Origin of the sequence: Plantactinospora soyae (genome assembly GCF_014874095.1) — a bacterium.
GTDB lineage: Bacteria > Actinomycetota > Actinomycetes > Mycobacteriales > Micromonosporaceae > Plantactinospora > Plantactinospora soyae.
On the sequence record NZ_JADBEB010000001.1, the window covers coordinates 2,639,984 to 2,662,992 of the forward strand.

Below are 23,009 nucleotides of genomic sequence, written 5' to 3' on the forward strand. Positions count from 1 at the left end.
GGGCCCTTCCTAACACCTCAGTGGGCGTACAGCTCGGCGAGGCGGTGTGCTGCCGTCGCCAGGCGGGCCCGGAGCTGCGGTGGTGCGAGTACCTCCACCTCGGGGCCGAGACTGAGCAGTTGGCCGTACGCGACGTCGGGCGACTCGACGGGCAGCCGGATGACCACCCAGCCCCGCTCGTCGGGTTCGCCGGCGTTCGCCTCGGCCTCCCGGACGGCGGGCGCCTCGGCGACGTACCGCAGGGCGTGCCGGCCGGCCGGACTGAGTCGTACCGTGATCTCGTCGCCGAGGATCTCCCGGACGAACCGTTCGGCCTGGTCGGCCCAGTAGCCGGCAAGGTCGAACGACTCGTCGCGGCTGAACGTGGCGTCCGCCTCCTCGACCCCGACGATCCGGTCGACCCGGTAGGTGCGATGGTTCGCGCCGACGCGGGCGACCAGGTACCACCCGCCACCCTTGAGCACCAGCCCGTACGGCTCGACGGTCCGGCTCACCTCCCGGTCCCGCCTGCGGTAGCGCAGGTTCACCGTCCGGTCCTGCCACACCGCCTGGGCCAGTTCGGTCAGCCAGACCGGTGGATCCGCCTCCCGGAACCAGCCCGGTACGTCGAGATGGAACCGCCGCTCCACTCGGGTCGAGGCGTCCCGTAATCCGCTCGGCAGCGCGGCGAGCACCTTCAACCGGGCGGTCGCCACCACCTCGGCCAGGCCCATCTCGCCGGCCGGGCCGGGCAGGCCGGACAGGAAGAGCGCGTCGGCCTCGTCCCGGCTCAGCCCGGTCAGCCGGGTCCGGTACCCGCCGACCAGCCGGTAGCCGCCGGCCCGGCCCCGATCGGCGTAGACGGGGATGCCGGCGGCACCGAGCGCCAACACGTCCCGGTAGATCGTCCGCTCCGAGACCTCCAGCTCGCGGGCCAGTTCGGCACCGGTCATCGACTCCCGGTTCTGTAGCAGCAGGATCAGGGAGATCAGCCGGGCGGCGCGCATCCTCCCATCCTGCCCGGCAGCGGATCCGCGTCGTCGCCCCGCACCCGACCGACCGGATGTCGCGCCGTCGTCATGCCGGGTGCCGCGCTCCCCGATAGGCTTCCCGGTCGTGCACACCCCCACGGTCAACGCACCGGCCGCCGGCCGGGTCGGTACGTTCCTGTCCGGGTTCGGCTCCGGCGTCGGGCTGCTGTTCAAGGGGCTCGGGATCTACGCCCGCAATCCCCGCCTGGTGCTGCTCGGCATCATCCCCGGCCTGATCACCGGCGTGTTCTACCTGGCCGCCTTCGGCACCCTGATCTACTTCGTCTCCGATCTCGCCGAGCTGATCACCCCGTTCGCCGACGACTGGGCCGGCTGGGCCCGTGACGTCGTACGGCTGATCGCCGGGCTCGCCTTCCTGGGCCTGGGCGGCCTGCTCGGGGTACTCACCTTCACCGCGATCACGTTGTTCGTCGGCGACCCGTTCTACGAGCAGATCTCCGAACGGGTGGAGGCGCGGTACGGCGGGGTGCCGGACGAGATCGAGGTGCCCTGGTGGCGCTCGCTGCGGCGTAGCCTCGTCGACTCGGCACGGCTGCTCGTCCGGTCGGTGCTGATCGGCATTCCGCTGTTCGTCGCCGGGTTCATCCCGATCATCGGCCAGTTCGTCGTACCGGTCGTCGTCGCGCTGGTCGCCGGCTGGTTTCTCGCGGTGGAACTGGTCGGTGTCCCGTTCTACCGGCGCGGCCTGCGGCTGCCGGACCGTCGCCGGGTGCTCCGGGCGAACCGCCCGATCGCGCTGGGCTTCGGCGTCGCCGTCTTCCTCTGCTTCCTGATCCCGCTCGGCGCGGTGCTGTTGATGCCGGCGGCGGTCGCCGGTGCCGCCCTGCTCGCCCGCCGCACGCTCAACCAGCCCACCACCACCCAGCCCAGCACCGGCGGCGCCCAGCCGGTCGACCCGGCCCGGCCCAGCCCGGCCGCCCAGCCGATCGAGGCCGCCCAGAGCAGCACCGCCGCCCAGTCGATCGACTCGATCCAGCCGGTCGACCCCGCCCGGCCCGCCAGCGCCGCCCCCTCGATCGACCCGACTCAGTCGATCGACCCGGCCCAGCCCATCGAGGCCGCCCGATCGGGCGAGTCGGGCCGGCGGGTGGAGCCGGGGAAGCGGGCCGGCGAGGAATGATGGAGATCGAACTGGTCCAGGGTGACATCACCGCGGTCCGGGTGGACGCCATCGTCAACGCCGCCAACTCGTCACTGCTCGGTGGGGGCGGCGTCGACGGCGCGATCCACCGCCGGGGTGGGTCGGCGATCCTGGCCGAGTGCCGGGCGTTGCGCGCGTCCCGGTACGGGCGGGGGCTGCCGACCGGGCAGGCGGTGGCGACCACCGCCGGGAACCTGCCGGCGAGCTGGGTGGTGCACACCGTCGGGCCGGTCTGGTCGGCGTCGGAGGACCGGTCGTCGCTGCTGCGCGACTGCTACGCCAACAGCCTGCGGGTCGCCGACGAGCTGGGGGCCACCTCGGTGGCCTTCCCGCTGATCTCCGCCGGCATCTACCGTTGGCCGGTCGAGGACGCGGTCCGGCAGGCGTTGGCCGTGCTCACGGCCGCGCGCCCGACCACGGTCACCCGTGCGCGGCTGGTGCTCTTCGACGCCACCACCCACGCGACCGCCGTCGGGGTACGCGAGCGGCTCCGCGACGACCGTCCGACAATCGGCGACGGGGAATCCGACGGGGAATCCGACGGCTCAGGCCGACCGGCGTAGCACGAGTTCGGTGGGGAGTACGACCACCGGTTCGATCCGCTCCCCGGCAGCCAGCCGGAGCAGTTGGCGGGTCATCGTCCGGCCGAGCTCCTGGATCGGCTGCCGGACGGTGCTCAGCGGCGGATCCGTGTAGCCGGCCAGTTCGATGTCGTCGAAGCCGATCACGGCCACGTCGTCGGGCACCCGGCGGCCGGCCTCCCGCAGCGTACGCAACGCGCCGTGCGCCATCAGGTCGGAGGCGACGAAGACCGCGTCCAGGGTCGGGTCCTTGTCGAGGAGTTCGCGCATCGCGACCGCTCCCGACTCGCGGGTGAAGTCGCCCAGCGCGACGATCTGCTCGCGTCCGGCCTCCCGCAGTTCGGCCCGGTAGCCGGTCAGCCGCTCGATTCCGGCCACCATGTCCGGCGGCCCGGCGATGGTGGCGATCCGTTGCCGGCCGGAGTCGAGCAGGTGCCGGACCGCTCGGCGTACGCCGCCGATGTGGTTGACGTCGACGTAGGCGACCGGAGCGGACGCCTCGCCGAGCGGGCGACCGCCGCAGACCACCGGCAGCCCGGTCCGGGCGAGTACGCCGGGCAGCGGGTCCACGCCGTGCAGGGAGGCGAAGAGTACGCCGTCGACGTGCCCACCCATCGCGTAGCGCTCGACCCGTTCGTGGCTGGCCGCCGACTCGGCCAGGGTCAGCACGAGTTGCTTGCCGGCGGCCTCCAGCTCCCGGCTGACCCCGAGGATGATGTGGGGGAAGACCTGGTCGTCGGAGAAGACCCGGGTGGACGCCTCCGGCAGGATCAGCGCGATCGAGTCGGTCTGCTGGGTGACCAGGCTGCGCGCGGCCAGGTTGGGCACGTACCCCAGTTCCTGGACCGCCCGACGGACGGCCTGCTGGATCGGCTCGGCGACCGTCGTCGAGCCGTTCACCACCCGGGACACGGTGGCCCGGGACACTCCGGCCCGTTGGGCTACCGCCTCCAGCGTGGGCCGCGCGCGGGCCACCGCCATCTCCGCTCCTCAGCTACTTTGCCGAGAAATCGTTTCACGTGGTCGTGAAGGTCAACAACCCGTCGTACGGCTCTCGGGCGAATCGGCTCATCTGCCGGCGCGCAGCCCTTCCAGCAGCTGGGCCTCGCCGGCCACGTCCAGGGCGTCGAAGCCGAGCCGGCCCCAGAGTGCCAGCAGCAGGTCGCTGGCCGTACCCGAGATGTGGGCCCGGGCATGGTGGTCGTCGCTGTCCAGGATGGTGTCGGTGTCCAGCAGCGCGACCCCTTCACCACGCAGGCGCAGGAACCATTCCTGGCCGGCGTCCACCGCGACCAGTTGGACCACGCCGTGCCACGGCTGGTCGGAGGCGCGTCGGCCGGCCGGCAGCCAGGTGTCCAGCACCTCGCTGATGCCGTCGGCCGCGAGCTTGGCCTCGACCGGTTCACCGGCGGCGATCGCCATCTGGGCGTCCCAGCGGTGCACCACCGTCTCGTGTGCGATCCGGCGGTGCCAGAACCCGGCCTTCTTCGGCTGGGGCGCCCAGTTCCAGGCCGGCGTCTCCGGGTCGAGCCGGTCCAGCACGGCCATCAGCTGGTCGAACTCCCAGCGCCACCATTCGATGACCGCCGGGCCGGTCGGCACGTCGTCGGGTACGACCCGTGGGGCCGGGGTCTGTACGGCCCCCACCTCGACCACGCTCCGGACCCACTGGTAGCACGAGCCGAGGTGGTGCACCAGATCGGTCATGGTCCACTCGGGACAGGACGGCACCCGGATGTCGAGTGGGGCTTCGGCGATCGTGGCGCCGAAGGTCGGACCCTCGGCGCGCAGTGCCCCGATCCAGAAGTCCTTGGTGCCGTGCAGTCTGCTCATGACGATCCTCCCGTGCGACCGGGCCGCCACCGGCCGGGCTGGCTTCCAGCCTAGGGCGAATGCGGGGCGAGACGTTAATGGTGGCCGAGGACGCCACCGACTCCACCGATCCGGGGGTGGCTGGTCGGCTGATCGACACCGTGTGCCGAGGCGTACTCAAGGGGGCGACGGGTGCCGACATCCATGCTATAACAGGTACCATGCGCAACAAGGAACCTGCCGACCCGGCCCGACCCGCCGTCGCTGCCGGCACCGGCACCGGCACCGGCACCGGCACCGGCACCGGCACCGGCACCGTTGCCGTTGCCGCTGCCGCTGCCGCTGCCGTTCACGTCGACGTTCACCGCTAGCTCGTGGAGCCGACCCGCCCCGCCGCCCTGCCCGGTCAACTCCGCCGGGGAACGCTGGAGTACTGCGTGCTCGCCCTGCTCCGCCCCGGTGAGCGGTACGCCCTCGATCTGGTCCGTGAACTCGGCGCGGTCGACGGCATGGTGACCAGCGAGGGCACCATCTACCCCCTGCTGTCGCGGCTGCGCCGGGACGGACTGGTGGAGACCGCCTGGCACGAATCGCCGAGCGGACCACCACGCCGCTACTACCGGCTGACCGAGCCGGGGCGGGAAAGACTCGACGAGTTCGTCGGTGAGTGGATCCGGTTCCGCGACGCGGTGGATTCCCTCGTCATTCCGAAGGAGACCGCATGAAGCCGACCACGCCCGACGCACTCGTCCGCCGATACCTGCGGAGACTCCGCGACGAACTGCGGGACCTGCCGCGGGACCGCCGGCAGGAGGTACTCGACCAGGTCAACGAGCACATCGCCGAAAGCCGGTTGGCGCCGGACGTACGGAGCACGGCACAGGTGCAGGCGATGCTGGACCGGTTGGGTGATCCGGCGACGCTCGGCGCGGACGCGCGGGACCGGTTCGGTGTCCCGCCGAGCCGGCGCGGCCCCCTGGAGACGCTGGTGCTGCTGCTGAGCTGCCTCGGCCCGCTGCTGGTGGTCGTTCCGAGCATCTTCGTCCCGTTCGGGCTGGTCCGGCCCTGGCAGGTCGTACCGGTGATCATCGTGGGGTTGCTCTGGCTGTCGCGGGTCTGGCGGCTCCGGGACAAGCTCGTCGCCACCGCCCTGCTGCTCAGCGCCGTCGGGCTCTTCCCCGTCCTGAGGGTGGTGGGCTTCCACGACACGAACCTGCCCTCGCTGGTCGCCATCCTCCTCATGCTCGTCGTGCCCTTCGCCACGGCCGGGACGTACCTGCAGATTCGCATCCGGCGACTCACCGCCCCCGCGCCCGCCGGATTCGCCACCGGGTAGCCGTCGGCACCGGGTAGCTGTCGGCACCGGGTAGCCGTCGGCGGCGCACACCGAGGTGTTCCGGCGGCACGATCCGGCTGCCGGACCCGCCGACAGCCGACCTCCGGCCGAGCCGGGCGCTCCGGCGGCCAGTCAGCCCGGCGGGTCGGCCGTACCGGGTGGGGCTACGGCCGCCCAGGCGACGGTCACCTCGCCGAGCCGCCACCGCGCCGGCCGGTCCAGGACGGGCCAACCGGCCGCCCGGACGGATTCCACCGTACGCAGCCAGCGTTGCCGGGGCCCGAAAGTGGCGTACGGGGCGGCATCGCGCCAGCCGTCCTCCAGCGCCCGGATCAGCGCGTGTACCCCGGCGCCGGGAACGTTGTGGTGGATCAGCGCCTTCGGCAGCCGCTCGGCCAGCGAGCCGGGATGGTCGAGTGTGGACAGCCGGGCGGCCAGGGTCAGCGAGCGGGCGCCGGTCGGGTCGACGAGCAGCCAGGCGGCCAGCCGGCCCAACTCGTCACAGGTCCCCTCGACCAGTACGCCGCCCGGTTGCAGCGCCCCGGTGATGGTCCGCCAGGCCGGTACGACCTCGGGCTCGGCGTACTGGCGCAGGACGTTGAACGCCCGGACCAGGACCGGGCGGAGCCCGGCCAACTCGAACCCGCCCCGGGCGAAGGTCAGTCCCGGGGGGTCGGCGGCGGGCGCGGCGGCGGCGACGCGTACCGGATCGATCTCCAGCCCGACCACCCGGACGTCCGGCCGGACGGCGGCGGCCAACCGGGCGCGCAGTTCGACCACGGTGACCGGGCTGGCCCCGTAGCCGAGGTCGACCACCACCGGGTCCGGGGTGTCCCGGATCAGATCCGCGCAGGTGGCCGCGATCCAGTTGTCCACCCGGCGCAGCCGGTTGGGGTTCGTGGTCCCCCGGGTCACCGCGCCGACGGGGCGCGAACGCGCGGCCGGCACGGCGGGTGTCAGCCTTCGGAGTCGGGTCGGACCCGGTGCACCTTGTGCTGGGCCGCCTGGGCCAGTGGACGCACCACCAGCCGGTCGACGTTGACGTGCTGCGGCCGGGTGGCGCACCAGGCGACGCAGTCGGCGACGTCGTCGGCGACCAGCGGTTCGGCCACCCCGGCGTAGACCGCCGCCGCCCGATCGGCGTCGCCGCCGAACCGGACCAGTCCGAACTCGTCGGTCCGGACCATCCCCGGATCGATCTCGATCACCCGGATCGGCCGTCCACAGAGTTCCAACCGCAGGGTCTCGGCCAACGCGGTCTGCGCGTGCTTGGCCGCCGCGTAGCCGCCGCCACCCTCGTAGACGATCAGGCCGGCGGTGGAGCTGAGCACCACGACGGTGCCGGCGCCGGACGCCTCCAGGGCGGGCAGCAGCGCCTGGGTGACCCGGAGGGTGCCGAGCACGTTCACGTCGTACATCCACTGCCAGTCGGCGACCGAGCCCAACTCGACCGGATCCAGCCCCCGGGCGCCACCGGCGTTGTTCACCAGCAGGGTGGCCGGGCCGGGCAGGTTCCGTACGGCGTCGGCCAGCTCCGCCACCGACTCGTCCGAGGTGACGTCGCAGACCTGGGCGGTGGCCGTCCCGCCGGCCGAGCGGATCTCCTCGACGAGCGCGTCGAGCCGGTCGGCGCGCCGGGCGGTGGCCAGTACGTGGAAGCCCTCGGTGGCGAGCCGGCGGGCGGTGGCGGCGCCGATTCCGCTCGACGCACCGGTGACGATCGCGACAGAGGTCATCGGGACATTCTGGCCCAAGCCGGCCTGGCGCCGTGCTCTGGGACCGAATGAGGTCGGTCACCTCCACGGACGCCCGGACGATTGGCGGACGCCCGATCGGGAAGATGACACCCATCGAGGTGGTTGCTCTTTGCGGTACCCCGGTCGTGCGGGATGGCGTAACAACCGTGACAGAAGGAGCGGACGTGGCGGAACTGCACACCGGCGTAGCCCGGCAGCGAGGTGCCCAACCGTGGCCGACGCCGCGACGAATCGCCACTTTGTCCGTACACACTTCACCGCTGCACCAACCCGGCACCGGTGACGCGGGCGGGATGAACGTCTACGTCGTGGAGGTTTCCCGACGGCTGGCCGAGGCCGGCGTCGAGGTCGAGATCTTCACCCGGGCCACCTCCAGCGATCTTCCCCCGCAGGTGGAGATGGCGCCCGGGGTGACGGTCCGGCACATCACCTCGGGGCCGTTCGAGGGGCTGGCCAAGGAGGAACTGCCGAGCCAGCTCTGCGCGTTCACCGCCGGGGTGCTCCGGGCCGAGGCCGCCCGCCCGCCCGGCTTCTACAACCTGATCCACTCGCACTACTGGCTCTCCGGCCAGGTCGGCTGGCTGGCCAAGGAGCGCTGGGGGGTGCCGCTGGTGCACACCGCGCACACCCTGGCCAAGGTGAAGAACACCCGGCTCGCCGAGGGGGACCGGCCCGAACCGAAGGCCCGGGTGATCGGCGAGGAGCAGGTGGTCGCCGAGGCCAGCCGGCTGGTCGCGAACACCGCGGTCGAGGCCCGCGACCTGATCGCCCGGTACGGCGCGGACCCGGCCCGGGTCGAGGTGGTGGAGCCCGGGGTCGACCTGGACCGCTTCACGCCACCGCCGGCCGGCCGGGAGGCGGAGGTCCGGCTCGCCGCGCGACGCCGGCTCGGACTGCCCGAACGGGGCGCCATCGTCGCGTTCGTCGGCCGGATCCAGCCGCTCAAGGCGCCGGACGTGCTGCTGCACGCGTTGGCCGAACTGCGGAGCCGGGAGCCACGGCTGGCCGAGACGGTCACCGTGGTGATCGCGGGCGGGCCGAGCGGCACCGGCCTGGACCGGCCGACCGCGCTGATCGAACTCGCCGCCAAGCTGGGCGTCGACGACGCGGTGCGGTTTCTGCCGCCGCAGACCGGCGACGACCTGCCGGCCCTCTACCGGGCCGCCGACCTGGTGGCGGTGCCCTCGCACAACGAGTCGTTCGGCCTGGTCGCCCTGGAGGCCCAGGCCTGCGGTACGCCGGTACTGGCCGCCGCCGTGGGCGGCCTGGTCACCGCCGTACGGGACGGGGTGAGCGGGGTACTCGTCGACGGGCACGACCCGCTGGACTGGGCCAGGACGCTCACCGGGCTGCTGGCCGCGCCCCGGCGACGCGCCGAGCTGTCCCGGGGCGCCATCGAGCACGCCGCCGCCTTCTCCTGGACGCGTACCGCCGCCGGGCTGCTCGCGGTCTACCGTGAGGCGGTGGCGGAGCAGCGCCACCAGATCGTCTCCGAGTTGGCGGACGGGGCGGCGGCGCTGCCACTGGCAACCTGCTGAGGCGGGGCCGGGAAAGGTGGCGGATATGGGATCCCGGGCCGAGATCGGCCGGCTGATCGAGTCGGTCTGTGCCGAGCGGGAGTTGGCTTGCGAGTCGACGGGCGAGTTCTCGTACGCCGTCACGCTGCCGGGTACGCACAAGCTCAAGACGGTCTGCAACCTGATCGTCGGTGAGCACGCGCTCCGGGTCGAGGCGTTCGTGATGCGGCAGCCGGACGAGCGGCGCGAGGAGCTCTGGACCTGGCTGTTGCAGCGCAACGCCCGGATGTACGGGGTGGCGTTCTCCGTCGACGCGGTCGGCGACATCTACCTCACCGGCCGGGTGGGGCTGTCCGGGGTGCACGAGGACGAGTTGGACCGGTTGTTCGGCTCGGTGCTGACGTACGCGGACGAGTCGTTCGACACCATGCTGGAGATCGGGTTCGGTTCGGCGATCCGTCGCGAGTGGGAGTGGCGGGTGAAGCGGGGGGAGTCCCTGGCGAACCTGCGGGCCTTCGCGCACCTCTTCGAGCGGTCGGCGGTGGAAAACTCGGATTTGGACCGTCCCTGACGGGTATGCCCCCGCGGCGGCACCCGCACGTAGCGATGACCGTGCCGCCTACCGAGGACAGACCGGGTAGGGAGCGTGAGGATCTCATGGTCCAACGGAACAGTTCCGGTCGCGGCGCGACCGCGACCGCCACGAGGCGCCGAGCCAGCAGTATGGGCGAGGTCGACGAGGGAAAGATCGGCTCCATGAAGGCCGACGACATCCGGGGGCAGCTCCGCAAGCGCGGCATTTCGGGCATATCCGCGCTTCGCAAGATGGACCTGGTGAAGAGCCTGGTCCGGACCCTACGGGCGGAGAGCCGAGGCGGCACCGCCGGCAAGAGGGCGAACGCGTCGCCGACCAAGCGGGTGAGCGCGTCGGCGTCCAAGCGGACCAGCGCGTCGGCATCCAAACGGGTGAGCGCGTCGGCGTCCAAGCGGACCAGCGCGTCGGCGTCCAAGCGGGCGCCGGCCAAGAAGGCCACGGCCAAGAAGGCGCCGGCCAAGAAGGCCACGGCGAAGAAGGCCCCGGCCAGGACGGCCGCCGCGAAGAAGGCGCCGGCCCGGAAGACCGTGGCGGCCGCGCGCAAGACGACCGGGGCGCGTAGGACGGCCACCGCGTCGGTCCGGAAGGCGACCGGGACGCGCAAGAGCACCACGGCCGCGCGCAAGACGACCGGAGCGCGCAAGTCCAGCACCGCGCCGGCCCGAAAGGCGCCCGGGGGCCGGGCCACCGGAACGCGCAAGACGACCGCCAGCGCGGCTCGGAAGACGTCGGGGACCCGTGCGACCGGAGCCCGGAAGAGCACCACCGCGGCCCGGAAGAGCACCGGGTCGAGCCGGACGACCACCGCCACGGTCCGGAAGGCGGCGGGGGCGAGCGCGGGTACTACCGGTACCTCCGCTCGGAAGGCCACCGCAGCCGGCAAGAGCACGACGGCTGCCGCGCGCAAGAGCTCCACGGCTCCGGCGCGCAAGAGCTCCACGGCATCCGCGCGCAAGAGTGCGACGGCTCCGGCGAAGAAGAGCGGCGCCGCCCGGAGCGCCACGAAGACGGCGAAGGCCACCGGCGGGGCACGATCCTCGGGCGGAGCGCGAAAGGCCGCGTCGACCGGAGGCGGCGGCAGCGGGCAGTCCAAGTCCCTGAAGTACGCCCAGCCGATCTCCTCGCCGCAGGATCAGCCCGAGCGGCCGGGGCGGAGCCTGGTGACCCGGGAACACGACGTCATCCGGCGCTGGGCCGAGGGCCGAAACGCCCAACCGGCGACAATCGAGGGCACCGAGCGCGAAGGTCGACTCGGCGTACTGACGTTTGACTTCCCCGGTTGGCGGGAAGGCGGACGACTGAAGCCGGTTAGCTGGGACGAGTGGTTCCACACGTTCGACCTGCGCGGGCTGAACTTCATTTACCAGGAGCAGCTTTCCGACGGACGGCAGAGCAACTTCTTCCGTACCGAATCGCCGGATCGCGAGGATGGGTGAGAGCGTCGGCGGGGTGAGTGGGAATGTCTCCGCACCTCAGGGTGGTTGTGTTAGACGAGGCGCTGGAGATCGACCGCTCTCACCCGGTGTGATCGGCGAGACAGAGATACCGGGTTGTGTGGCTGATCCGGCGACAACTAACGTTATTGCACGCGCCACGCTCGGAAACGTTCGGGGGAACGGCGGATCGAACAGATTCGTGCACCGAGCGGCGGCGCAGGGGGACGGGTGGCGCATGAGCCGTTGGGGGACGGCGTCGTCACCTGTAACCGGCGGTGTGTGCGGGCGACGTTTACGGGGGTGAACGTCGCCCGCCGCCGCCGGTCCTTTCTTTCTACCGGGTGACCCCGGCCCGTTCTGGCTCCTCGGTGTGTACCGGGTCGACCGAGAAGACCTCGCCGTTGGCCGGTACGCCGAGGCCGCGCCAGGTGAACGGAATTCCCCGGGCCACGTCCAGATCCGGATTGTCCATCAGCTGGAAGTGCACGTGCGGCTCGGTGGAGTTGCCCGAGTTTCCGCACCGGGCCACCGGTTGCCCGGCTCGGACCCGATCTCCCTTACCGACGAGTAGCGAACCCCGGCGCAGATGGGCGTAGCCGGCGTACGTGCCGTTGCCGAGATCCAGAATCAGATGGTTGCCGAGAATCTGGCCGGGGCCGGCGATCTCCCGGAACAGTGCCTCGAAGGCGAGGTACAGCAGCGCCGGGTACGAGTTGCGGCTCAGATGGTCGCGGTTCCGGTCGACGGCGCGGACCACGGTGCCGTCGGCGACCGCCAGCAGCGGCGCCCCGAACGCCGGGAAGTCCCGGTTGCGCCGGGCCAGCGGCCACCAGCCGAAGGCCGGCCGGGTCCCGCCTTCCGGCTCCGCGAGCACGTCGATCGCGTACGCCTGGCCGTAGGCCCGAAGGCCGTGACTCGGCACCTTGGTCGCCGGGCTGTTCAGCGCGGACCAGCGGCCGGTGACCGGCGGTCGCACCTCGACCGGTGCCGGAGGATTGGCGGTCTCCTCGGCGGACGGCCTGAGCAGTCGGCCCATGACGAATCGGGTGGCGATGGCGACCGCGATCGCCAGCCAACCCCAGAGCGACGAGAAGTCGAGGAAGAACCCGGTCACGAGGATTGCCAGGAACGCCACCCAGCAACAGCGGTGCAGGATCATCAGCGTCTTGAGCATGGGATTCTCCTTCGGTCGCGATGTGCGGGGGGGTCAGGGGCGGGCGGCGGCCAGCGCCACCAGCAGCGGAACCACCCGGCCCGGGGGTACCTCGTAACGGGCCCGGCCCGGGTTGTGCAGCCAGCCGGCGGCGGTCAACTGCCGAAGATGGTGGTACGCCTGCCCGGTGGTGCCGATGCCGTCGAGCGCGGTCAGTTCGGCGACCGTGCGGCGGCCGGCCAGAATCTCGCGGAGCAGCCGCATCCGGACCGGATGGCCGAGTGCGGCGAAGGATTCCGCCGCCTCCGTCCAACGCTCCTCGACGTCGAGAAGTGCCTCCGTCGGCAGGGCGTACTGCCAGTCGTAGCGGTCGTGGGTGGGTAGCCGGACCGAGCCGGTGAAGAGCACGCCACCCTGCGCGGCACCGTGCTCGGCGAGTTGCGCCTTCAGGCCCTCCAGGGCCCAGAAGTCGCCGTCCGTGGGGCGTCGGCCGCCCGGATCCCCGTCCCGGCCGCCCTGTTCCGCCAGGGTGTCGAGCCGGCGTTCCAGCGCCGCTACCCGCTCCTCCAAGGTCATGTTTCGAGTTTACGTAATTACGTAAGATCGGGTCAACCCAATGACCCGGCCGCGCTGCCGCAGCCCAAATGGTGGAGTCGGGTGCCGGTACCGGAGTCAGGTGGCGGCAGCGGTGCCGGTGCCCGGGCTGCCGCTGCCGGCGCCGGTACTGGTCAAGGCGGTACTGGTCAGGGCGGTGCTCGCCAGCGCCGGACCGGCCGGGGGCGTACGGAGTTCGGCCGCCCGGCGTTCCCTGGCGGGCCCGGAGAAGAGGTGGGCCAGCGCCGCCACGCCGGCGATGGCCGCGCAGCCGAACCAGAGCGCCGAGTCGCCGAGCCGCTCCCGGACGAAGCCGCCGGAGATCGGGGCGGCGAACGTCGCCACCGACCAGGAGAGCGAGAAGACCCCCTGGTACCGGCCACGCAGTGCCGACGGCGACAGTTCGGCGATCAGGGTCGAGTTGGACGGCGAGTTCAACATCTCGCCGAGCGTCCAGACGATGACCGTCAGCGCGTAGAACCAGGCGGCGTCCGCGAACGCGGTCAGGCCGAAGCCGACGCCGACGATCAGCGCGGCCAGGGCCAGTACGTGGGACCGGCTACGCCCCCGGATCAGTCGGGGTACGAAGAGCTGCCCGGCCACGATCAGTACCCCGTTGACCGCGATCACCGCGCCGAACGTCGACGGCGACAGCCCGTCCTGGCTCATCGCGATCGGCAGCATCGAGACGTGCTGCATGAAGACCAGCGCGAGCAGGATGTTCAGGCCCACGAAGCCGATGAAGACCCGATCGGTCAGGGCCGTACGCAGGCCGCCCCGATGCGGAGCGGCCAGCGGGGTCTCCGGCCGGGCCTGGGGGTGCCGGCCGGCGCGGACCGATCGGGTCTCGCCGACCTTCAGGAAGATGACCGCGGCGGTGGCCAGGGTGGTCGCCGCGTCGACGACGAAGAGCAGCAGGTAGCCGGCCTCGGCGGCCAGTCCGGCGAGGGCCGCCGCGCAGGCGAAGCCAAGGTTGATCGCCCAGTAGTTGAGGGTGAAGGCGCGCAGCCGGTCCCGCTCCGGCACGACGTCGATCATCATCGCGGAGAAGGCCGGTCGGGCCGCCTCGGCGAACATCCCGAGCAGCAGCGCCCCGAGCGCGACCATCCACAGGTCCCGGGCGAACCCGAGGGCCAGCATCATCGTGGCCGCGCCCAGGTGGGCGGTGAGCAGGGTGGGGCGGCGTCCCCAGCGGTCGGCGAGGACCCCGCCGGTGAGCGTGCCGGCCGCGCCGCCGGCTCCCCAGAGACCGAGCACCAGCCCGGCCTGCAACTCGTCGAATCCGCGTACCTCGGTGAGGTAGATCGCCAGGAAGATGATCACGAACGAGCCGACGCGGTTGATCAGGGTGCCGGTCCAGAGGTACCAGAACGTCCTGGGTAGTCCACCAGCGGTGTCCTGGAACCAATCTCGGACCGTCCGCACCCGGCCGCCCCCCGTCCGGTAATGACCATTTGTTCTTGGATTCCTTACGAAGCTAGTCGGCCGGGTCCCGCCCGGTCATCCGTTTTTCCACGTGTCGGTCGTCACCCTGGGTCGCCGCATGCCTGCTCGGCGGTTCCGGCAGGATGATGCGCATGACTGCGAGCACGAGGACTGGGCCGGAAGGATCCACGGTGGCGGGCGAGGGAGCCGCGGTGGGCACGTTGGTGCTGCTCCGACACGGCGAAAGCGACTGGAACGCCAAGAATCTCTTCACCGGCTGGGTCGACGTGGACCTCACGGCCAAGGGCGAGAGCCAGGCCCGGCGCGGCGGCGAGCTGCTGCGCGAGCACGACCTGCTGCCCGACGTACTGCACACCAGCGTGCTGCGCCGGGCGATCCGTACCGCCGAACTGGCCCTGAACGCCGCCGACCGGCAGTGGATCGCGGTACGCCGGTCCTGGCGGCTCAACGAGCGGCACTACGGCGCCCTACAGGGCAAGGACAAGAAGCAGACCCTGGCCGAGTACGGCGAGGAGCAGTTCATGCTCTGGCGCCGGTCGTACGACACTCCGCCGCCACCCATCGCGGACGGCGACGAGTGGTCCCAGGCCGGTGACCCGCGCTACGCCCTGCTCCCGCCCGAGCTGATGCCGAAGACGGAGTGCCTGAAGGACGTCGTCGACCGGATGCTGCCGTACTGGTTCGACTCGATCGTCCCGGACGTCCTGGCCGGCCGGACCGTACTGGTCGCCGCGCACGGCAACTCGCTGCGGGCCCTGGTCAAGCACCTCGACGGCGTCTCCGACGAGGCGATCGCCAAGCTCAACATCCCGACCGGCATCCCGCTGCGCTACGACCTCGACCGGTCGATGCGTCCGCTGGTGACCGGCGGCGCCTACCTCGACCCCGATGCTGCCAAGGAGGCCGCCGCCGCGGTCGCCAACCAGGGCCGCTAGCTCAGAGGTGTTAGGAAGGGCCCCTTCTTCTACAGAAAACGATAAGAAGGGGCCCTTCCTTGCACTTCAGTCGGTGACGGTTTCGCCGGTCACCAGGTAGACGACGCGGCGGCCGGCGTTGACGGCGTGGTCGGCGTACCGCTCGTAGAAGCGGCCGAGGAGGGTGCCGTCGATCGCCGTTTCGACGCCGTACGGCCAGTCGTCGGCGAGCAGCAGCGCGAAGAGGTCCTTGTGCAGGTCGTCCATGGCGTCGTCGTCCTGCTCCAGCTCGGCCGCGAGGGTGGCGTCGGGCTTGGAGAGCACCGTGGCGATCTTGTTGGCGATCCGGTCCGCGACGGTGGCCATCTCGGTGAACACCGGGCGCAGTTCGGCCGGTACGGCGGGCGACGGGTGCCGGCGTACGGCGGTCTTCGCCACGTGGTCGGCGAGATCACCCATCCGTTCCAGGTCGGCGGCGACGTGTAGCGCGGTGATCAGGGCCCGCAGGTCGGAGGCGACCGGGGCCTGCCGGGCCAGCAGGTCGCAGACCCGCTCCTCGATCTGCCGGTAGAGGGAGTCGACCTCCGCGTCCCGGGCGATCACGTCCTCGGCGGCGTTCCGGTCGGCGGTGAGCAGTGCCCGGGTGGCCTGGCGCATGGCGGCGCGGACCGCCTCCGCCATGTCCACCAGCAACTGGCTCACGATGTTCAGGTCGATCCGGAATTCCTCGCGCATGATCACGTCCTGCTGGGTTCGCCGTGGTCGGGGGGTAGCCGTACGGGTGCCGTCCGGCGGACCGACTGCGGCGGTACGGATGGTCGGGTGCCGCCCACGGTAGGGCGATCCGGCGGCGCCGGGGTGAACAGCGGTGAACGGCACTGGACCGGTGGGTGAACATTCCTGGTTGTGAGCGTGATTCGCCCAATTTTGCCTGGTCGATAGGTTAACGATGACCCTACGATCGCCGCGTGGAGTGGGGGGTGGTCGTGGGTGTGCTCGCAGGGCTTGGCCTCGGCCTGGCCCTCGGTCCGCTCCGTTCTCGGATCGCCGGGTGGTTCAGGTCGGGTGGCGTCGCCTCCGGACGAGGCGGCGTACTAGGCAACAGGAGGCCGGCGATCGCCAACGACGAGATGGCCGCCGGGCTGCCCGGACTCGGCCGGAAGAGTCTTGATTCGCTCCGGGTAGGGGTGGTTGTCCTCGATGCCCACGATGTTCCGGTATTGGTGAATCCGGCCGCGCGGGCGATGGGCCTGCTCCGGGTCGGCGCCACCCCGGGTACGGTCGCCGCGCATCCGATCATCCGCACCCTGGCCGGCCAGGTACGTCGTACCGGCGTACGCCGGGAGGTGGAGCTGGACCTGCCGCGCGGACGCGAGGGCGGAATGTCCGACCCGCTCGGCGTGCACCTGCGGGCGATGGGACTGGGCTCCGGGTACATCGCCGTCGAGGCGGCCGACGTCACCGAGTCGCACCGGGTCGCCCGGGTACGCCGGGACTTCGTCGCCAACGTCAGCCACGAGTTGAAGACGCCGATCGGCGCGCTGCAACTGCTCGCCGAGGCGCTGCTGGACGCCACCGAGCAGAGCCCCGGAAACGGCGTACTCGACCCGTCCGAGGACGTGATGGCCGCCCGCCGATTCGCCGTACGGATCCAGCACGAGTCCACCCGGCTCGGCAAACTCGTCAACGAACTGCTCGAACTCACCCGGTTGCAGGGTGCCGAGCCGCTGCCGGCCCCGGACCCGGTCTCGCTGGACTGGGTCACCGCCGAGGTGCTGGACCGGACCCGTACCGCCGCCTCGGCCCGCGAGGTCGCCGTCGTCGTCGAGGGCGAACGCGACCTGACCGTCTACGGCAGCGACAGCCAGATGGCCACCGCCGTCAGCAACCTGGTGGAGAACGCGATCGCCTACTCCGGCGAACAGACCCAGGTGACGGTGACCGTCCGGAGCAGCGCCGAACACATCGAGATCTCCGTCGCCGACCAGGGCATCGGGATCGCCCCGGACGACGTGGACCGGATCTTCGAACGGTTCTACCGGGCCGATCAGGCCCGGTCCCGGCAGACCGGTGGGACCGGACTCGGACTGGCGATCGTCAAACACATCGCCACCAACCATGGCGGTCGGGTAGAGGTTTCCAGCACTCTTGGAGGTGGCTCGACGTTCACCCTCCGGCTCCCCGCCCGTCCACCGGACGCCTTCCTACCGCCAGCCCCCTCAGTTGAGATCGAAACCGGTGCGTTCGGATAGTGCTTCCGACCGTACCGACAGAGAAAGGAAAGTCCGTGGCCCGCGTACTCGTGGTCGAGGACGAGGAGTCGTTCTCCGACGCCCTCTCCTACCTGCTGCGTAAGGAAGGGTTCGAGGTCTCGGCGGCGGCGACCGGCACCGCCGCGTTGACCGAGTTCGACCGCACCGGCGCGGACATCGTGCTGCTCGACCTGATGCTGCCGGAGATGTCCGGCACCGAGGTGTGCCGTCAGCTCCGCCAGCGTTCCCAGGTGCCGATCATCATGGTCACCGCCCGGGACAGCGAGATCGACAAGGTGGTCGGGCTGGAGATCGGCGCCGACGACTACGTCACCAAGCCGTACTCGCCGCGCGAGCTGGTCGCCCGGGTCCGGGCCGTACTGCGGCGGCGGGGCAACGAGACCGTCGAGCCGGGTACCCCGACCCTGGCCGCCGGGCCGGTACGGATGGACATCGAACGGCACGTGGTGACCGTGGACGGTGCGGCCGTACAGCTTCCGCTCAAGGAGTTCGAGCTGCTGGAGCTGCTGCTCCGGAACGCCGGGCGGGTGCTGACCCGGGGACAGTTGATCGACCGGGTCTGGGGCGCGGACTACGTCGGCGACACCAAGACGCTGGACGTACACGTCAAGCGGTTGCGGTCGAAGGTCGAGCCGGAGCCGTCGACGCCCCGGTTCATCGTCACCGTCCGGGGCCTGGGCTACAAGTTCGAGCCGTAGGCCGGCCCACCCGCCGACCGGCGCGGATCAGAGGTTGGCGCCCCGGCTGCGTTGCGGGGCCGGGCGGCGGCCGGCGGCGGCGGCCTTCGGGCTGGCCGGTTCCCGGCCACCCTCCTGCGGACCGGTGGTCAGCACCGGATCGGCTCCGGCGGTCGCCGGATGCATCGCGACCAGGCCGCGCCGCTCGCGCTCGACGCACATCTCGGCCAGTTTCGCGTACGCGGCCTTGCCGATCAGCGCTGTCAGCTCCGGGGAGTACGACAGGTACATCGGCTCGGTGCCGACGTGCGCCTCCGGTGACGAGGTGCACCACCAGTCGAGGTCGTGCCCGCCCGCGCCCCAGCCGCGCCGGTCGAACTCGCCCAGCGTGGAGACCAGCACCTTCGTGTCGTCCGGCCGCTTCACCCAGTCCTGGTCGCGGCGTACCGGAAGCTGCCAGCAGACGTCCGGCTTGTACTCCAGCGGATGTACGCCGTCGCGCAACGCCTGGGCGTGCAGCGCACAGCCGCCGCCACCGGCGAAGTTCGCGTCGTTGAGGAAGACACAGGGCCCCTCCTCGGACTGGGTGGCCGTACGCCGGGCCGGCGTCTCGCCGTCGACCGAGTCCACCTCGGTGTAGTTCTTGAAGCCGCGCCGGTAGTGCTGCCAGGTCTGCGGGGTGAGCAGTTTGACCGCCGCCCGGACCCGCTTCTCGTCGTCGGCGTCGGTGAAGAAGGCGCCGTGCGAGCAGCAGCCGTCGGCGGCCCGACCGGCGATGATGCCGTGGCAGGCCTGGCCGAAGACACAGGTCCAGCGGGACAGCAGCCAGGTCAGGTCGGCGCGGATCAGGTGCTCGGGATCGGCCGGGTCGGTGAACTCGATCCACTCCCGAGGAAAGTCGAGCGGGACCTCCCGGCTGCGGGGGTCGTCGGGGTCGTCCACCAGGATCCGGAGCTGGTTGCGTGCTGCCACCCGGCCAGCCTACGCCCGCTATCGCCCCACGACCTGCGTCTAGTGTCTTTCCCATGCGACTCGGCGTGCTTGATGTCGGTTCCAACACGGTGCACCTTCTGGTGGTGGACGCGCACCACGGCGCCCATCCGTGGCCGGCCCACTCGGAAAAGGCCGTACTCCGGTTGGCCGAGCAGATCGGCCGGGACGGCGCGGTGACCACGGCGGGCGCGGACGCGCTGGTCGCGGCGGTGACCGAGGCGAAGATGGCGGCGGCCCGACTGACCGCCGACGACGTGCTGGCGTTCGCCACCTCCGCCGTCCGGGACGCCACGAACGCGCAGCAGGTGCTGGCCCGGGTCCGGACCGAGACAGGGGTACGGCTCCAGGTGCTCACCGGCGCCGACGAGGCCCGGATGACGTTCCTCGCCGTACGCCGGTGGTTCGGCTGGTCCGCCGGTCGGCTGCTGGTGCTCGACATCGGCGGTGGCTCGCTGGAGATGGCGGCCGGGATCGACGAGGAGCCCGAGTTCGCCCAGTCGCTGCCGCTCGGCGCCGGCCGGCTGACCCGGGACTGGCTGCACATCGGTCCGGACAGCAACCACACCCCGTCGGCGACGGCGGTGGCGAAACTGGCGGAGTACGTCGAGGACATGCTCGACGCGGTGGTGGACGAGATGGCCGAGGTCGGCTGGGACCGGGTCGCCGCCACCAGCAAGACGTTCCGGACCCTGGCCCGGCTGGCCGGGGCGGCGCCCTCGTCCGACGGGCTCTGGGCCCGGCGCAGCCTGTCCCAGACCGGGCTGCGGCAGGTGATCGGCTTCATCCGGCACATTCCGCCGAGCAAACTCGCCGAGCTGGAAGGGGTCAGCGCCCGCCGGGCCCACCAGTTGCTGGCCGGGGCGATCGTGGCCGAGGCGGTGATGCGCCGGTTCGGGGTGGAGACGCTGGACATCTGCCCGTGGGCCCTGCGGGAGGGCGTGATCCTGCGCCGGCTGGACCTGCTGGAGCCGGCACAGGGCCCGCGGGAGCCGGTCTGACTTTCCCTGGCTCAGCCGCGCTGAGCTGGGAGTTCAGCTACCGGATGAGCGTGCCGGGGCGGCCTGTACCGGGTGGGATTTTCCCGGCCGGGCTACCCTGAGGACGTGACCACCCGCGTACTGCTGTCCAGTTCCTCGGTCTTTCCCGAGCCGACGGCGGCCGCCTTCGAGATGGCGGCGGCGCTCGGCTACGACGGTGTCGAGGTGATGGTCTGGACCGACGCGGTGAGCCAGGACGCCGGGGCGTTGCGCGGACTCGCGGCGCACTACGGCGTACCGGTGCTCTCGGTGCACTCGCCCTGTCTGCTGGTCACCCAGCGGGTCTGGAGTTCCGACCCGTGGGAGCGGCTGCGCCGGTCGGCGGTGCTGGCCGAGTCGCTGGGGGCGCCGACGGTGGTGGTGCACCCGCCGTTCACCTGGCAACGTGACTACGCCCGGACGTTTGCCGACGGAATCGGCGAACTGGCCGGTGAGCACCCCGGAGTCCGGTTCGCGGTCGAGAACATGTACCCGGTCAGGATGGCGGGGCGGGAGTTCGTCCCGTACATGCCGGGGTGGAATCCGACCGACACCGGGTACGACGCCTACACCCTGGACCTGTCGCACTGCGCCGCCTCGCACAGCGACTCGCTGGAGATGGCCGACCAGATGGGGGCCGGGCTGGCCCACGTACACCTCGGGGACGGCACCGGCGAGGGCCGGGACGAGCACCTGGTGCCCGGCCGGGGCACCCAGCCCTGCGCGGAACTGCTGGCCTCGCTGTCCGGTCGGGGCTTCACCGGGTCGGTGGCGGTGGAGGTCTCCACCCGCCGGGCGAAGAGCCGGGCCGACCGGGAGGACGACCTGCGGGAGGCGTTGGAGTTCGCCCGTCAGCACCTGGCCGCGCCGACCCCGGTCGACGCGCACTCGCCGCGCTGAGCCGTCTACCCGGCGCTGCCAGGCACTGTGTTCGCTCACAGCGTCTAGGTCCCGGTTGCGGTGGCCGCTAGCTTTGCGGCCATGCAGAAGGTGATCAGCGGCGACGGTCGGGTGTTGGCGGTCGAGGAGTGGGGCGAGCCGGATGGCACGCCGGTCCTCTACGTCTGTGGCAGCCCGATGAGCCGGCTCGCCCGGTACCCCGACCCGGATCTCTTCGGGCGACTCGGGATTCGGCTGATCACGTACGACCGGCCGGGCTTCGGCTACTCCACCCCGCAACCCGGGCGGCGGGTCGTCGACGCCGCCGACGACATCGCGGCCATCGCCGACACACTGGGACTGACCCGGTTCCCGATCTTCGGGGTCTCCGGCGGTGGGCCCCACGCGCTGGCCTTCACCGCCCGTTACCCGGATCGGGTGGTCAGGGTGGCCACGCTGGCCGGCCTCGCCCCCCGGGACGCCGACGGGCTGGACTGGACGGCCGGGATGGGGGCCGGCAACCGGGCCAGTGCCGCCGAGGCGATCCGGGGCGTCGAGGCGCTCACGGCGCATCTCGGCAAGTCCGCGTCGGCGAGCGCGCCGTCGCTGCTGCCCGCCAACGACCAGGCGATCCTCGCCCGGCCGGAGATCGGCGAGATGGTCCGTACGGCGTTCGCCGAGGCGATACGGCCGGGGATCGCCGGCTGGGTCGACGACACCCGCGCCCTGTTCGGCCTGCCGTGGGGCTTCGACCCCTCGACGATCAGCCGGCAGGTGCGGCTGTGGCACGGCGAGTTGGACGAGGCCGTACCGGTCGGCCACGGCAGGTGGCTGGCGGCACGGATTCCGGGCGCCACATTGGCCACCCGGGCCGACGTCGGACACGCCGGCCATTTCGATGCCACCCCGGCAATGCTGGAGTGGCTGGTCCGGGCCGACTGACGAGTCCGGGGAAGGGTCCGGCGCCCGGGACCGCAGGCGGCGGAGCCCCGGTGGCGAGCCTGTCGGTGCAGGACATCTCACCACCGGAAGCTCCGCCGTCCGGCCCCCCCAGGGCGGGTGCGGCCGTGGTCGGGCGGGCCGATGGTCCGACCGTTCCGACGCTGGTCGTCACGCCAGGTTCAGGTCACCAGGTCGGGGACCCATCAACACCGCGGGCGGCGGTCAGCAGTCCCGCCACACCCCGGTCCAGCCGCTGCCCGGGTCACTGATGCACCAGAACACGGTGGGGTGGTTGACCCAGACCGAGATGTTCCGGGTGGTGCCACTCCACCAGGCGTTCTCCATGTCGTCGGCCGTCTTGTTGCCCGGCATGAGGCGCCAGCCGCCACTTCCCGGCCAGGCGTGCCAGACGGTGCGGTTCGGCGCGACGAGAAACGTCTCCAGCCGGCGGCCGTCGCCGTACCAGTCGACGTCCATCGCCCACGTGTAGCACATGGCGTTACCGGTGTAGCCGTACCGGACGACGGGGCAGGACGCGGCCGGGGCGGCCGACGACGCCGGGGCTGCCGACGGCGCGGACACCTTGGTCTTGGTCACGACCGGGGTGGCCGGGGCCGGTGTGGCCGCCGCCGCGGCGGCCGTCTGGCCGCTGAGACTCATGGCGATCATCGCCGCGCCGGACAGCAGCAGCATACGTTTCTTCATTGACACTCCCTTGTCGATGGTGCACTCCGGACACGATGGAGCGGTTTGATCGAGACGTCCGCAGTGCGTGGTGTGGCCGTGACCCGGCGAGCGGCACAGGGTTGTCTGGGTCGGCGGGCCGGGCTTCCTCAGCGTGCTTCGGCATGATGGGGTGGATGGTTGACGGATTGTTGTAGGTCGTTGGGCGAGGCCGCGGAAGTGGCGGCGCCGG

The 23,009-nt window shown here is 71.6% G+C and carries 24 protein-coding genes and 1 pseudogene; 14 read left to right on the forward strand and 11 right to left on the reverse strand.

Going from position 1 to position 23,009, the window contains the following annotated elements:
* Positions 1-17: 17 nt before the first annotated feature.
* The gene (locus H4W31_RS11795; RefSeq protein ID WP_192766701.1) at positions 18-986 is read right to left on the reverse strand and encodes a helix-turn-helix transcriptional regulator; all 969 of its coding nucleotides are present in this window, start codon (positions 984-986) and stop codon (positions 18-20) included.
* Positions 987-1,095: 109 nt separating this feature from the next.
* Here H4W31_RS11795 and H4W31_RS11800 point away from each other — a divergent pair.
* Positions 1,096-1,908, forward strand: a pseudogene (locus H4W31_RS11800) (EI24 domain-containing protein); the annotation flags it as partial.
* Between the two features lie 242 nt (positions 1,909-2,150).
* Positions 2,151-2,735: an O-acetyl-ADP-ribose deacetylase gene (locus H4W31_RS11805; protein ID WP_192772027.1), complete on the forward strand. Its 585-nt coding sequence runs from the start codon at positions 2,151-2,153 to the stop codon at positions 2,733-2,735.
* Here the strand turns inward: H4W31_RS11805 and H4W31_RS11810 are convergent.
* On the reverse strand, positions 2,718-3,734 hold the full coding sequence (locus tag H4W31_RS11810; RefSeq protein ID WP_192766703.1) for a LacI family DNA-binding transcriptional regulator: 1,017 nt from the start codon (positions 3,732-3,734) through the stop codon (positions 2,718-2,720). The genes H4W31_RS11805 and H4W31_RS11810 overlap by 18 nt on opposite strands.
* A gap of 87 nt (positions 3,735-3,821) precedes the next feature.
* Positions 3,822-4,586, reverse strand: coding sequence for a maleylpyruvate isomerase family mycothiol-dependent enzyme (locus tag H4W31_RS11815; protein WP_192766704.1), 765 nt, complete (start codon positions 4,584-4,586; stop codon positions 3,822-3,824).
* Between the two features lie 59 nt (positions 4,587-4,645).
* Here H4W31_RS11815 and H4W31_RS11820 point away from each other — a divergent pair, with 59 nt between their 5' ends.
* From H4W31_RS11820 to H4W31_RS11830, 3 genes are read left to right on the forward strand one after another with little or no spacing between them, the layout of a single operon-like run.
* Entirely contained in the window at positions 4,646-4,936 is a 291-nt protein-coding gene (locus H4W31_RS11820; RefSeq protein WP_192766705.1) for a hypothetical protein, read from the forward strand.
* Positions 4,937-4,939: 3 nt separating this feature from the next.
* Entirely contained in the window at positions 4,940-5,290 is a 351-nt protein-coding gene (locus H4W31_RS11825) for a PadR family transcriptional regulator (protein WP_192766706.1), read from the forward strand.
* Positions 5,287-5,901, forward strand: coding sequence for an HAAS signaling domain-containing protein (locus H4W31_RS11830; protein ID WP_192766707.1), 615 nt, complete (start codon positions 5,287-5,289; stop codon positions 5,899-5,901). The genes H4W31_RS11825 and H4W31_RS11830 overlap by 4 nt, the downstream gene beginning before the upstream one ends.
* A gap of 132 nt (positions 5,902-6,033) precedes the next feature.
* Here the strand turns inward: H4W31_RS11830 and H4W31_RS11835 are convergent, their stop codons facing one another.
* Entirely contained in the window at positions 6,034-6,861 is an 828-nt protein-coding gene (locus H4W31_RS11835) for a class I SAM-dependent methyltransferase (protein ID WP_192772028.1), read from the reverse strand.
* Entirely contained in the window at positions 6,858-7,637 is a 780-nt protein-coding gene (locus H4W31_RS11840; protein ID WP_192766708.1) for an SDR family oxidoreductase, read from the reverse strand. Before H4W31_RS11840 ends, H4W31_RS11835 begins: the two co-directional genes overlap by 4 nt.
* 185 nt (positions 7,638-7,822) lie before the next feature.
* On the opposite strand from H4W31_RS11840, the gene mshA reads away from it, so the two are divergent.
* The 3 genes from mshA to H4W31_RS11855 all read left to right on the forward strand — a co-directional run bounded on the left by mshA (position 7,823) and on the right by H4W31_RS11855 (position 11,206).
* Positions 7,823-9,196 (forward strand): D-inositol-3-phosphate glycosyltransferase, encoded by a 1,374-nt coding sequence (gene mshA, locus H4W31_RS11845; RefSeq protein WP_318783139.1) that lies wholly within the window; start codon positions 7,823-7,825, stop codon positions 9,194-9,196.
* A 25-nt stretch (positions 9,197-9,221) separates the two neighbouring features.
* Positions 9,222-9,746, forward strand: a complete 525-nt coding sequence (locus H4W31_RS11850; protein WP_192766710.1) for a type III secretion system chaperone family protein — start codon at positions 9,222-9,224, stop codon at positions 9,744-9,746.
* A gap of 152 nt (positions 9,747-9,898) precedes the next feature.
* On the forward strand, positions 9,899-11,206 hold the full coding sequence (locus tag H4W31_RS11855; RefSeq protein ID WP_225945494.1) for a hypothetical protein: 1,308 nt from the start codon (positions 9,899-9,901) through the stop codon (positions 11,204-11,206).
* Positions 11,207-11,540: 334 nt separating this feature from the next.
* Here H4W31_RS11855 and H4W31_RS11860 read toward each other — a convergent pair whose 3' ends face one another.
* From H4W31_RS11860 to H4W31_RS11870, 3 genes are all read right to left on the reverse strand, one after another.
* Entirely contained in the window at positions 11,541-12,380 is an 840-nt protein-coding gene (locus tag H4W31_RS11860; RefSeq protein ID WP_192766711.1) for a M23 family metallopeptidase, read from the reverse strand.
* Positions 12,381-12,413: 33 nt separating this feature from the next.
* Positions 12,414-12,935 carry an ArsR/SmtB family transcription factor gene (locus tag H4W31_RS11865; RefSeq protein ID WP_192766712.1) on the reverse strand — a complete coding sequence of 174 codons (522 nt, stop codon included), beginning with the start codon at positions 12,933-12,935 and terminating at the stop codon, positions 12,414-12,416.
* Positions 12,936-13,031: 96 nt separating this feature from the next.
* The gene (locus tag H4W31_RS11870; RefSeq protein WP_192766713.1) at positions 13,032-14,378 is read right to left on the reverse strand and encodes an MDR family MFS transporter; all 1,347 of its coding nucleotides are present in this window, start codon (positions 14,376-14,378) and stop codon (positions 13,032-13,034) included.
* Between the two features lie 191 nt (positions 14,379-14,569).
* On the opposite strand from H4W31_RS11870, the gene H4W31_RS11875 reads away from it, so the two are divergent.
* The gene (locus tag H4W31_RS11875; protein ID WP_318783140.1) at positions 14,570-15,334 is read left to right on the forward strand and encodes a phosphoglyceromutase; all 765 of its coding nucleotides are present in this window, start codon (positions 14,570-14,572) and stop codon (positions 15,332-15,334) included.
* Between the two features lie 66 nt (positions 15,335-15,400).
* On the opposite strand, the gene phoU is transcribed toward H4W31_RS11875, so the two are convergent.
* The gene (gene phoU, locus H4W31_RS11880) at positions 15,401-16,048 is read right to left on the reverse strand and encodes a phosphate signaling complex protein PhoU (RefSeq protein WP_192766715.1); all 648 of its coding nucleotides are present in this window, start codon (positions 16,046-16,048) and stop codon (positions 15,401-15,403) included.
* A gap of 308 nt (positions 16,049-16,356) precedes the next feature.
* Between phoU and H4W31_RS11885 the strand changes: the two genes are divergently transcribed.
* Together H4W31_RS11885 and H4W31_RS11890 are read left to right on the forward strand one after the other, a co-directional pair.
* Positions 16,357-17,565: a sensor histidine kinase gene (locus tag H4W31_RS11885; RefSeq protein WP_404825705.1), complete on the forward strand. Its 1,209-nt coding sequence runs from the start codon at positions 16,357-16,359 to the stop codon at positions 17,563-17,565.
* A 35-nt stretch (positions 17,566-17,600) separates the two neighbouring features.
* Positions 17,601-18,284, forward strand: coding sequence for a response regulator (locus H4W31_RS11890; protein WP_192766717.1), 684 nt, complete (start codon positions 17,601-17,603; stop codon positions 18,282-18,284).
* A gap of 27 nt (positions 18,285-18,311) precedes the next feature.
* On the opposite strand, the gene H4W31_RS11895 is transcribed toward H4W31_RS11890, so the two are convergent.
* Positions 18,312-19,211 (reverse strand): hypothetical protein, encoded by a 900-nt coding sequence (locus tag H4W31_RS11895; RefSeq protein ID WP_404825706.1) that lies wholly within the window; start codon positions 19,209-19,211, stop codon positions 18,312-18,314.
* 77 nt (positions 19,212-19,288) lie between these two features.
* Between H4W31_RS11895 and H4W31_RS11900 the strand changes: the two genes are divergently transcribed.
* The 3 genes from H4W31_RS11900 (at position 19,289) to H4W31_RS11910 (ending at position 22,093) form a co-directional block, all read left to right on the forward strand.
* Positions 19,289-20,254 (forward strand): Ppx/GppA phosphatase family protein, encoded by a 966-nt coding sequence (locus tag H4W31_RS11900; RefSeq protein WP_192766719.1) that lies wholly within the window; start codon positions 19,289-19,291, stop codon positions 20,252-20,254.
* Positions 20,255-20,425: 171 nt separating this feature from the next.
* A complete protein-coding gene (locus tag H4W31_RS11905) occupies positions 20,426-21,172 on the forward strand; it encodes a sugar phosphate isomerase/epimerase family protein (RefSeq protein ID WP_192772030.1) in 747 nt (248 codons plus the stop codon).
* 81 nt (positions 21,173-21,253) lie between these two features.
* Entirely contained in the window at positions 21,254-22,093 is an 840-nt protein-coding gene (locus tag H4W31_RS11910; protein ID WP_192766720.1) for an alpha/beta fold hydrolase, read from the forward strand.
* A 222-nt stretch (positions 22,094-22,315) separates the two neighbouring features.
* Here H4W31_RS11910 and H4W31_RS11915 read toward each other — a convergent pair whose 3' ends face one another.
* A complete protein-coding gene (locus tag H4W31_RS11915; RefSeq protein WP_192766721.1) occupies positions 22,316-22,798 on the reverse strand; it encodes a hypothetical protein in 483 nt (160 codons plus the stop codon).
* Positions 22,799-23,009 lie beyond the last annotated feature (211 nt).